Origin of the sequence: Weissella confusa, assembly GCA_041871065.1 — a bacterium.
GTDB lineage: Bacteria > Bacillota > Bacilli > Lactobacillales > Lactobacillaceae > Weissella > Weissella confusa_A.
Genome location: CP168942.1, coordinates 733356 through 745333 on the forward strand (window position 1 = coordinate 733356; position 11978 = coordinate 745333).

Here is an 11978-nt window from a genome sequence, read left to right on the forward strand (position 1 = left end):
GTTACTGCCCTTGGAAGCTTTTTTCTATGGCGTTGAATTACCAATCACTAAAGTAGGTGTAATGAGTTCGGATGAAACGGTTTCGCCGTTCAGTTGAGCCATCAGCAGCTTAACCATCGTATTCGCTATTACGCCTAATGGTTGCTGAATGGTGGTTAGGGTCGGTGATGACAACTTGTGAATGTAAATCCCATCAAAGCCAATAATCCCAATCTCGTTTGGAAATGACAGGCCGAGCGCTTGACTAGCCCTAATTGCACCGAGCGCCAAACGATCGGTCGCTGTGACAATCCCAGTGCCAGGGGTGGGGTTGATTAATGTCACCAACTCAGTCGCAGCACACTCGTTGTTTGGTAACTCGTAAGCCTCAATTGGTAACCCGTATTTCAACATCGTTTGTCGATACCCTGTTTCACGATTCAACGCAAACGGCTCGTTGATGGCGAGGCCAAGATACATGACGTGTTCAAAGCCGTGGGTGATGAGATACTCAGTTGCCATTGCGGTGCCGACTGCATTGTCGCTGTCCACTGAAATCAGACCGGGTTCCATGCCGTAAATGACGACGGGAACAGGGAGGTGCAGTGCCTCGATATCTGATTGACGTGCACCACTGACTAAGAAAGCGTCCACATTCGTCAAATCAAACTCACGGTCGTGGCGTACCTCCAATGTATAGCCGTGATGTCGTAATGCATCAGTTAAATGTATCAATAAATGCGCATAATACGGCTCAATTTCTGCAATATCATCAAGGAGAACGAAGGCAATATTGTAATGTCGCTTGTTCGCCAAGGCACGACCAGCTCGGTTCTGTACATAACCAAGCTCGAGAATTGCCTGTTGCACATCTTCCTGAATTTCTAGTGAGACTAGTTCGGGATGGTTTAAGACACGAGAAACAGTCATTTTAGACACATGAGCTGTCTTCGCAACATCGTTAAGTGAGACCATGATTTAAACCTCCTAATTAATGAAAGCGCTAACACGCCCAACTTATATTAAGTGTAGCATATTTTCCAATACCGCATGAATGTAATTTTATGTTACCGGTAACATTCTGAAAACGCTTTCATTTTGTAATCAAGAGAACTATAGTGGAATTTGTAAATAAAGCGCTTTCATTTGCAATTCACAGATAGGTTATTTTGAAATTACGAGGTTGAATCATGACAGAATCGCAAAACAAGGTTGGTAAGAAGCATCTACCAACGCTAACAATCGCGACATTGATGTTGATGACGTTTGGAAATTTGGGTACTTCCATGGCGTTCTCATTGCAAAGTGCCAACATGGGACGTATCTTCCAAACGCTTGGTGCTGATCCTACGAAGCTAGGGTTCTTCTTTATTTTGCCACCATTGGCTGGAATGGTTGTCCAACCATTGGTTGGTTACTTCTCAGACCGTACTTGGTTGCCTAAGATTGGTCGTCGTTTGCCATATTTGATTTTGGGAGCTTTGGTTGCCATCGTCGTCATGGCGTTGTTGCCAAACGCAGGTTCATTTGGTTTTAAGACATCAACTGCTTTGTGGTTCGGTGCCATTGCCATTCTATTCATGGACTTGTCATCAAACATGTCAATGCAACCATTTAAGATGATGATTTCAGACATGGTCAACGATAGCCAAAAGGATATGGCTTGGTCATGGCAAACCATCTGGGGAAACATTGGTGGTGTTATCGCTAACTTGTTCCCATACTTCTTTACTGCAATTGGTGTTGCCAACGTTGCCGCTCAAGGACAATTGCCAGCATCAGTTAAGTGGTCATTCTATGTTGGAGCAATTATTTTGGCTATTTCAGCCGCTTTCACAGTATGGAAGGTTGATGAGTACGACCCTGAAACGTACGCAAACTATCACGGTCTTGATGAACAAAAGGGCGAGAAGCAAAACGTCTTCGAAATCCTAAAGCACGCACCAAAGGTCTTCTGGACACTTGGATTGGTTGAGTTCTTTAGCTGGGCTGGTTTCCAATACCTATGGACGTATGGAACGGGTACGGTTGCAAGTAACATCTGGCACACGACAAACGCTGCTTCAGGAGCCTTCCAAGCTGCTGGTAACTGGTTTGGTGTCTTGTCAGCCATCGAAACTGTTACGGCCATTGTTTGGGGATTGATTATTTCACGTTTGAACAACAAGACGCGTAGGCCAGCTTACACATTTGGTTTGATTGTTGGGGCTGCTGGATTTGCTTTGTTGGCCACGACTGGATCAAAGACGATGTCAGCAGTTGCGTTTGTGATGTTGGGTATGGCTTGGGTAACGATGAACGCCATTCCGTTCACAATTTTGACGAACGCTTTGGACGGACAACACGACGGAACTTACATGGGCTTGTTCAACTCATGGATTTGCTTCCCACAAATTGTTGCCTCAGTAGCATCATTCGCACTTTACCCACTATTGGGTAACCACATGCCACACATGATTTTGGTATCAGCAGTCTTGTTTGTTTTGGGTGGTATTAGTGTTTGGACCGTGAAGGAAACATCTGTCGAACACGGTGACAGCGTGCGTTAATTATTGGAGAGGGGAGCATTATGAACCTAGCAGGTATTATGCACCGTCCCGACAGTGAGATGGCGTATGTCGTAAATGAGCAAATGGTTAATATTCGTCTGCGTACTGCCAAAGACGATATCGTTAACGTTGAATTATTAGCAGGTGATCCGTACAGTTTGCGAAGCTTGCCGACTGATGAAAAGTTCTACCAAGTGCCAAAGCAGATGACTAAGATTATGTCAGATGGGATTTCTGATTTTTGGCAGGTGACGGTGACCGAGCCAAAGCGGCGGTTAGCATATGCCTTCTTAGTGACTGATATGCTCGGCATCCAGAAAATTTATAGCGACAAAGGCTTCTTTAAAGTGGCTGATGCCGATTTAATGGATATGAACTTTTACTTTCGCATGCCTTTTTTTCAAACGATTGACCAGTACAACGCCCCGGAATGGGTGACCGATACGGTTTGGTACCAAATCTTTCCAGAGCGGTTTGCAAATGGGGATGTTTCAAATGATCCGGTTGGTACGAAGGCTTGGGATTCAACTGATCATCCTGGTCGTGAAGACTTTTACGGTGGTGACTTGCAGGGGATTTTGGACCATTTGGATCACTTACAAGACCTTGGGGTTTCGGGTATCTATTTGAATCCAATCTTCCAAGCGCCATCGAATCACAAATATGATACGCAAGATTATATGACGGTGGACCCACACTTCGGGGATGCCAAGTTGTTTAAGCAACTGGTTCAAGCAGCGCATGAACGTGGCATTCGCGTCATGCTGGATGCGGTCTTCAATCACATTGGTGATAAGTCAATGCAGTGGCAGGATGTGTTGAAGAACGGGCAAGCATCACCATATGCGGACTGGTTCCACATTCACCAGTTCCCAGCAACGTACACACCAACCGATAACTTCGAATTTGCAGCTGATGCAACGTATGACACGTTTGACTACACGCCACACATGCCAAAGCTGAATACAAGTAATCCGGAAGTGGTTGATTATTTGTTGAACATTGCGACGTATTGGGTCAAAGAATTTGATATTGACGCCTGGCGTCTAGATGTTGCCAATGAAATTGATCATCATTTCTGGCGACAATTCCACGATGCGATGATGGCATTGAAACCAGATTTCTATATTCTAGGTGAGATTTGGCACACATCGCAGAGCTGGTTGGTCGGCGATGAATTTACAGCCGTTATGAACTATAGCTACACCGGCGCCATTCTCCAATACTTCTTGGAAAATGAGTCAGCAGATGCGTTAGTTCAAAAGATGAGTCATCAATTGATGTTGTACCGTGATGCAACAAATCGCATGATGTTTAACACCTTGGATTCACACGATACGCCACGCTTGATGACCTTGGCTCATGAAGATAAACAACTAGCAAAAAGCATTCTTGCATTTACCTTCATGCAACCAGGTGTCCCATCAATCTACTATGGAACAGAATACGGAATGACAGGGGAGAACGATCCGGACGATCGCAAGCCGATGGTTTGGCAGCCAGAGTTACAAGACCATGATTTGTACGACTTTATGCAAAAATTAGTACAAGTCAGGCGCCAAGTCATTGCTAAGCTATCTGACGACAAAATTATCTTTGACGTGATTGGGGAACGTCAAATCCGATTGACGCGCGAAGACAATCAAACGCGCATCGTTGGGGTATTCAACAATGGCACGACCGACTTAACAGTTGATCAGCCAACAAGTATTTTGCTAAAAACAAATCAATCTGAGACGCAACTGGCACCAAACGACTTTATGATTTGGACCGAGCCAGTGCGCTAATTATGAGGGAATAATAACATGAAACGAATTTTTGAAATTAGTCCTTGGACGATTACAACGCACGAGTTGACTCCTGCTGACAAGCGTTTGCAAGAATCAATTACATCACTTGGAAATGAGTACATGGGTATGCGCGGTATGTTTGAAGAAACGTATACTGGTGACTCATTGCAAGGTGTCTACATTGGTGGTGTCTGGTTCCCAGACAAGACCCGTGTTGGTTGGTGGAAAAATGGTTACCCAGAGTACTTCGGTAAGGCCATCAACGCTTTGAATTTTGTGAAGGCTGAAATCCGCATTGACGGTGACTTGGTTGATTTGGCTAAGATGCCATTTGATGATTTTGAGTTGTCATTGGACATGAAGGCTGGTATTTTGCACCGTTCATTCATCGTAAAGGGCGTTAAGATTAGCGTTGATCGCTTTATCTCAGTTGCTAAGAAGGAATTGGCGGACTTGCGTTGGACCTTTGTATCAGTCGACAAGGCCACACACCAATTGGAATTGACAGCTTTGATTGACGCTGATGTCATGAATGAAGATTCAAACTATGACGAGAAGTTCTGGGATGTCTTGGATAAGGAAGCTGATGATGAGTCAGCCTTTATCATGACACGCACAATTGCCAACCCATTTGGTGTGCCACAATTTACAGTGGCTGCCCGTCAACGTTTCGTTTCAGATTTGCCAGCCGTTGGGTCAGTCAACGATGAAAAGCAAGTCGGAAATGTCTTTGCTGGTATCGTAACTGAAACGCCTGTTCAAATTGAAAAGCGTGTCATTGTGACAACCTCACGTGACTATGAGTCGAATGATGCCGTTAAGGCTGCCACGGATGATTTGTTCGCTGACATTGCATCAAACACGTACAACGACTTGGTCATCGACCACACAACCGGTTGGGCTAAGCGTTGGGAGAAGGCGGATGTCCAAATCGAAGGGGATGCAGAAGCGCAACAAGGTATTCGCTTTAACTTGTTCCACTTGTTTGCCACTTACTACGGTAACGATGCGCGTTTGAACATCGGACCAAAGGGCTTCACTGGTGAGAAGTATGGTGGTGCCACATACTGGGATACGGAAGCGTTTGCCATTCCAGTTTACCTAGGGGTTACTGATCCAGCTGTCGTAAAGTCATTGTTGAAGTACCGCTACCAACAAATCGAAGGGGCTTACCACAACGCTACGCAACAAGGTTTGGCTGGGGCATTGTACCCAATGGTGACCTTCGACGGTATCGAATCACACAATGAATGGGAAATTACGTTTGAAGAAATTCACCGTAACTCAACGATTGCCTACGCTATTTACAACTACACGCACTTAACGGGTGACCGTTCATGGCTTGAAAACGAAGGTAGTGAAGTGTTGATCGGTATCGCGCGCTTCTGGGCTGATCGTGTGCACTATTCAGCACGCAATGATGCGTACATGATTCACGGTGTGACCGGACCAAACGAGTACGAGAACAACATCAACAACAACTACTACACTAACTGGATGGCCAAGTGGGTCTTGTCATACGCTTTGGAAAACATCGACACGGTTGCGCCAGAGTACCAAGCAAAGTTGGCTGTCACGGCCGAAGAACGCAAGCACTGGCAAGAAATTGTCGACAAGATGTACTTGCCTGAAGCGGATGTTACTGACGTCAACGGTGTGCCACGTCACGTCTTTGTTGCGCACGACACATTCTTGGACAAGGAATTGGTGCCAGTTCGTGATTTGGATCCAGAGAACTTGCCAATTAACCAACACTGGTCATGGGACCGTATCTTGCGTTCACCATACATCAAGCAATCAGATACATTGCACGCGATGTACTACTTCCCAGATGCCTTCACGGAACAACAAAAGCGTGACAACTATGAGTTCTACGAGCCATTCACGGTACACGAATCATCATTGTCACCATCTGTTCACTCAATTATCGCCGCTGATTTGAAGATGGCCGACAAGAGTGTCGAGTTCTACGAGCGTACCGCACGTCTTGATTTGGACAACTACAACAACGACACATCAGATGGGTTGCACATCACGTCAATGACTGGTGCTTGGCTATCAATCGTGCAAGGATTTGCTGGCATGCGTGTCCGTGACGACCAATTGCACTTTGAGCCATTCTTGCCTGATAAGTGGCAAGGATACAGCTTCCGCTTCCTATTCCGCGGTCGCTTGTTGTCAGTCGCTGTTGATCAAAACGGTTCACACGTCGAATTGTTGTCTGGTGAGCCGTTGACGATTGATTTGTCTGGCGAGAAGCTAACTTTGGAGGCCTAAGATGACAAAATTTTCAGACATTAAGGGATTTGCCTTTGACTTGGATGGTGTCATCACAGACACTGCTAAGTTTCACACGCAAGCTTGGCATGCGCTTGCTGAACAAGTGAATGTGACTTGGACACCAGAATTGCAGGAGTCATTGAAGGGAATCGACCGCATGGGCAGCCTTGAAATGATCTTGAAGGCTGGCAACAAGCAAGATGACTACACGCACGACGAAAAGGTGGCGTTGGCTTCTTGGAAGAATAACCACTATGTTGAATTGATTTCTGGTTTGACGCCAGATGATATTTTGCCGGGGATGGCAGATTTCATCAAGGAATTGAACGACAAGGGCTACAAGGCCAGTGTTGCGTCAGCCTCAAAGAACGCGCCATTTATTCTTGACCGTTTGCAATTGACGGATTCATTTGTCGGTATTGTTGACCCAAGTACGTTGACTGCCAACAAGCCGGATCCTGAAATTTATGTGCGTGCTGCCGAGTTATTGAACTTGCCACCAGAGCAAGTTATCGGTTTGGAAGATGCTGCGTCAGGTATTCAAGCAATTAACGGGGCCGGCGAAGTGTCATTGGGAATCGGTAACGCCGACATTTTGCACGACGCTGACATTCGCTTTGAGTCAACTGCCGACGTCACGTTAGCAAACATCGCGGCAAAACTCGATTAAAAATTTGTACCTCTCACGAATCTCAAAAAATATCTCAAATCAAAGTTTTGCCGCGGAGGCGCCAGTTTCATGATGAAGCTGGCGTCTTTTTTCATTAGTTAATGACATTAGCAAGCTTGCCAACTATAATTAAGTAAACACAGTTTGTTTGGATTTTTATTAGAGGAGGCCTAGAATGGCAGCACGTCCTAATTCAAGTCGTCATCTCGTTTTGACGGCATTATTTATTGCAATTATTCTGCTACAGTCAGTTGTTCCTTGGCTGGGCACATTACCACTTGGGGCGTTCGCAATTGGGGCAGCGGTAACGATTATTACGTTTACTGTCGCCATTGGGGCGATGGTCTTGGGACCTCGCGCCGGTGCGTTACTAGGTTTCGTTTGGGGTGCCTATTCACTTTGGCACGCATGGACATCAGCACCAAGTATTGGCGCTTTGATCTTCCGTAACCCAATCACAGCGATTGTGCCACGTATGTTGGTCGGATTGATTATCGGATACCTATACTGGCGCTTCGTTAAGAATCGTCCAATGGGGCAACAAACCGTTTGGTTAGCAGGGCTAGGTGCGTTGTCAGCTTTTGTGAATACGTTCTTCGTGTTGAGTATCACGTGGATTGGCTTTACGGTCATGCACACAACGGCGTTTGGTATTCCTGATTCGGGACTCGCAAATTACTTGATTGTTTCAATTGCCGGTTTCAACGGTGTTTTTGAAATCATTGTTGGGGCAATCTTAGTGCCACTAATTGGTATTCCAGTTTTGACATTCTTCAATCGTCAAAACGCACGATAATTTTTAGACTCGGTAGCAACTGCTATCGGGTCTTTTTTTGCGCGTTTTTCATAAAAAAACCATAGTTTCGTAATTTGATACGTCAAAAGAGCTTTAATGTCCGCAGTTCGTTAAAATTTAGATACAGAAGTAGATTTTGACCATGTAATAGGGGTGTTTTTGTCGATATTAGTTCCCGCTTTTTAGTACTTTTGTGAGCTAAACTATCGACAATGGTCGAAGTCTATACTTTGACAGTCTTGAATTTTAGGGGAGTTAAAATCATGAAATCTACAGACACAAGTGTAAAGGAGCGAGAAGTTAATCTCGAAGATGACGGTGGCGGTAATAAGAAGAATAAGCAGTGGCTGCGTTTTGGTGCGACGTCATTGCTGATTGCCATTGGTATGGGGGCCAATACAGGCGGTGAAGTTTCAGCGGCGGAAGATCCAACGATTGACGATGCTGATGCTTCTTTGGTGAGCTCATCTGACAAGGATGACGACCAAGATATTGCAGAACGTGATAAGGATGGCGATGGGTTGGACGATGAAACTGGCGAACCAGTGCCTACCAATCCAAGTGATCCAGATTCAGTCGTAGCTAGCGCAGAAGCTACGGCATCTGAAGAATCGGTCGCCGAATCGGTGGCTGAAACGCCAGTTGATCCAGTTGTAGTGGAGAGTACGAGTTCTGAAACGAGCAGTCTGCCTGAAGAAAGTGTTGTCTCAAGCGCTGCGGAAGTTAGTGAAAGTGAATCAGTTGTGCAATCACCGGTCACAAGCCAAAGTTCATTGGCTAGTTCGGTGGTTTTGTCGACCACATCTGCAGCTTCTGAAAGTTCAGCTGATTCTACGGGCCCATCTGATGCGTCAAGCGAGGCAGGTCAAACGGATTCTGACAGCTTAGTGAGCGTTGCACCATCAAGCGAAGCAAGCAGTGCGACAAGCAATGAGGAGTCAAGCGCATCTGACAGTTTGGTGAGCGTGTCATCCGAGGGTGAATCAGACACATTGACTAGCGTTGTGCCCGAAAGCACATCAGACACACTCACAAGCGTGGCGCCATCAAGTGAAGCCGAGTCATCTTCAGCCGAATCAGCAATGAGTAGCGCAGACTCATTGCAATCGGTTGCACCATCGAGCTCACAATCAGCAACTGTTTTGGGAGCAGACGATAGTGCGACTGAGGAAGAAACAGTCCCAGAAACCGAGGCAGATGGTGTGACAGTTTCCGTTGACACAACAATCGAAATTCCAAATAGGGACAGTTTTACGGGTTCTGACTATGGCCTAAGTAGCACAGTTACAGTGACGTATGTTGATAAGTATCTCTGGATTAACTTGCCAGCATCTTACAACTTCAACAGTATTGATATGGATGCGTTGAAAGCATACGCTGTCCGAAACCGTATGGTTATTTCATTCTTGCAAGAGGGTGAACAAGAGAAGGATACAACAACTGGTCTGACCGAAGCACAACAAGCTTCGTTTGATTTGTTCAATCGCGATTCGTTCAACTTGTTACCAGCAACGGAAGTCATGAATGACAACGGGACAATTATTTTTTATTGGCCAGACTCAACTGAGGCAAGTACAACATTTGATTCGGTCGACCACGATGACATTCGTATTTGGGCTGAGACAAATGGCTTGGATTGGGTTGTTGCATCAGAGGCTTGGCGCCGTATGGATACGGGACAAACAGTGCCGACTGGTGACCAAGTTTTGGATACAAGCAACACAGACTTGCCAGCAATTATTCGTAACGACGCCAATTTGTTAAGAACGTATTTTCCAATCCAATACTTCTTGAGTGCTAGTGACAAGAAGCAATATGTTATCCTTATGGCGCGTGAAGGCCGTACGACTGATCCGTGGGGACAAACAATCAAGCCTGGTGAGACACTCTATATTGTCGAAATCAATTCATCGGGAATCATTGGTCGAAACTATATAAATAATGGACAATCAATCACCCTGAATGGAACGACGATTACGAATCGATTTTCAGCTGGAAGTGGTGATTACTATATTGGTAACTATTACACAAGTACAGGAACTAGCTTGCAATCATGGACGATGCAGGGAATTACGACTAAGTCAACGTTAGCCGATGCCAACTACTACTATGCCATCGATAATGGTGACGGGACGTACACCAAGACGGATATTCGTATTCCAGTAAATACAAGTGCTGGCTCAACTGGCGATGCCAAGGTTAATACGTTGACCGGTGGATCTGGTGGGTCTTACCCGGACGAATATATCATCACGTCCGACCTATTGGCCGGGTACCAGCTTGTGCCATCATTAACTTATGCTTCAGGACAAATGTCTTCTACGACAACTGGTTCAGGCACAGGAATGACACAAACGGTGCGTGGAAAGTTTATGACAAACGTATACGATCAGATGACCAAGTCTGGTGCGAATATGTATCGTACGGTGCTTGATCCGAACAACCCATTTAATTTGGCGTTGGTTCGTGCGTATGGTTTTGACTTGAGTAAGGTGCCGGTTGGCGCGGTGGTCGACAAGTATGTCAACAGTAGTGGTGGTTATACGGTCACAATCGCTTGGCCGGTGGTTGATGCTAATGGTAATGAAACCGGGCAAACGTCAATTATTTGGGATACTGGTTCGAACACAATTCGATTTGATACGAGTGCCAGCGGTGGAGCTGCAACAAATCCAGTTAAGCACTATACGATTCCGACTTCTCCGCTTACGTTCTACCTACAAACAAATACGTCGACGGGTGCGACTTCAATTGTTGCTGCAACGTCACAACCGACTACAGCGGGTTATACATTTGCCAAGATTACGGGTGATATCTATAAAACGACTACTGGTACGCTCACGTTTTCTGCGACTGATGCGTTCGGTAACGCTAACACAGTGGTTTCAACACCAGATTGGTTAGATGAAGATCGTAACGGATCAATCGATGGTGGTAGTTTCACCGGCTTTAAGAATGGTGGTTATGGTGATAAGCAAAACAGTTTTACGATTATCGGAAAGTTTAACGTTTCCGGCGTTAACTTCTACTATGTTGCTGCACCGCAAATGGCAACAGTTGGGTTGAAGACAGCTGAAAAGCAATCCGATGGCACGTATAAGTTGGTCGATGCTGCCCGAACTAATACGGATGGTGTTTCAAACTATAACAACAAGACGTCTGGTCAAAAAGACTCAGCCTTGCAAGGTGTGACGGGTGCCGTCATTGGTGTTGCTCGAACAGGCAGCACGGCTAATGATTGGGCGAAAATTAATACCAAGGTGCCAGGTTATACCTACATTGGTTATACGTACAACGGTGGCTCTCTGCAATCTGTGCAGAAATCAGATGGTACTTATGCCATGCCGTATGAAAATTCAAATGCGAATTACAACGCGACCGCAAGTACAAGTGTTTCGAATGGTGCGATTACGGACTCATCAGCGGATGCGATTGTTTTGTACTATGCCATCGATAGCCAACAAGCTCAAATTAAGTTTGTGATGGCCGATGGAACGACAGCACCAGCAAACATCAATTTGACTGGTAAGACTGGTGAAGCTTTGTCACAAGACATCGCAAACAGTATTCCTGCTGGATACCACATCGATACAAGTAAGACGACAACCACTGGTTCACCAGCCATGACGTTATCTGGTACGACAGTTTCTGGTACGTATGACGCCACGAATAACAATTTGAGTGCGACTGATAGTAGTTTGCAAACAATGACGATTACTTTGGTCGCTGACACACAAACAGTTAAGGTGCGTTATATTGACGTTAATGATTCAGACAAAGAGAAGGACTGGACAGCTGCCGATGGAACCGAAATCACTAGTTGGGTGCAAACGGTAACTGGTGACACTGGTAAGACGTATACCAATGTGCCGTGGGGAATGTCGACGACTGGATACGTTGTTGTGGCGTAAGAT

7 protein-coding genes are annotated in these 11978 nt (G+C 45.6%); 6 read left to right on the forward strand and 1 reads right to left on the reverse strand.

Translation table 11 applies throughout. From position 1 onward, the window contains the following. Positions 1 to 24: 24 nt before the first annotated feature. Positions 25 to 954 carry a LacI family DNA-binding transcriptional regulator gene (locus ACAW68_03300; protein ID XGA16595.1) on the reverse strand — a complete coding sequence of 310 codons (930 nt, stop codon included), beginning with the start codon at positions 952 to 954 and terminating at the stop codon, positions 25 to 27. Between the two features lie 215 nt (positions 955 to 1169). Between ACAW68_03300 and ACAW68_03305 the strand changes: the two genes are divergently transcribed. The 6 genes from ACAW68_03305 to ACAW68_03330 all read left to right on the forward strand — a co-directional run bounded on the left by ACAW68_03305 (position 1170) and on the right by ACAW68_03330 (position 11975). Next, a complete protein-coding gene (locus ACAW68_03305; protein XGA16596.1) occupies positions 1170 to 2528 on the forward strand; it encodes an SLC45 family MFS transporter in 1359 nt (452 codons plus the stop codon). A 20-nt stretch (positions 2529 to 2548) separates the two neighbouring features. After that, positions 2549 to 4315, forward strand: a complete 1767-nt coding sequence (locus ACAW68_03310; GenBank protein ID XGA16597.1) for a glycoside hydrolase family 13 protein — start codon at positions 2549 to 2551, stop codon at positions 4313 to 4315. 18 nt (positions 4316 to 4333) lie between these two features. Continuing rightward, entirely contained in the window at positions 4334 to 6595 is a 2262-nt protein-coding gene (locus ACAW68_03315) for a glycoside hydrolase family 65 protein (GenBank protein ID XGA16598.1), read from the forward strand. A gap of 1 nt (position 6596) precedes the next feature. Then, positions 6597 to 7268 (forward strand): beta-phosphoglucomutase, encoded by a 672-nt coding sequence (pgmB, locus tag ACAW68_03320; GenBank protein XGA16599.1) that lies wholly within the window; start codon positions 6597 to 6599, stop codon positions 7266 to 7268. A gap of 175 nt (positions 7269 to 7443) precedes the next feature. Next, on the forward strand, positions 7444 to 8064 hold the full coding sequence (locus tag ACAW68_03325; protein XGA16600.1) for an ECF transporter S component: 621 nt from the start codon (positions 7444 to 7446) through the stop codon (positions 8062 to 8064). Positions 8065 to 8327: 263 nt separating this feature from the next. Further along, complete coding sequence (locus ACAW68_03330) at positions 8328 to 11975, forward strand: hypothetical protein (GenBank protein ID XGA16601.1); 3648 nt, start codon at positions 8328 to 8330, stop codon at positions 11973 to 11975. Positions 11976 to 11978 lie beyond the last annotated feature (3 nt).

Coding starts and splice junctions, on each gene's coding strand:
- ACAW68_03300 (XGA16595.1), bottom strand. CDS start 954: ATGGTCTCACTTAACGATGTTGCGAAGACAGCTCATGTGTCTAAAATG.
- ACAW68_03305 (XGA16596.1), top strand. CDS start 1,170: ATGACAGAATCGCAAAACAAGGTTGGTAAGAAGCATCTACCAACGCTA.
- ACAW68_03310 (XGA16597.1), top strand. CDS start 2,549: ATGAACCTAGCAGGTATTATGCACCGTCCCGACAGTGAGATGGCGTAT.
- ACAW68_03315 (XGA16598.1), top strand. CDS start 4,334: ATGAAACGAATTTTTGAAATTAGTCCTTGGACGATTACAACGCACGAG.
- pgmB (XGA16599.1), top strand. CDS start 6,597: ATGACAAAATTTTCAGACATTAAGGGATTTGCCTTTGACTTGGATGGT.
- ACAW68_03325 (XGA16600.1), top strand. CDS start 7,444: ATGGCAGCACGTCCTAATTCAAGTCGTCATCTCGTTTTGACGGCATTA.
- ACAW68_03330 (XGA16601.1), top strand. CDS start 8,328: ATGAAATCTACAGACACAAGTGTAAAGGAGCGAGAAGTTAATCTCGAA.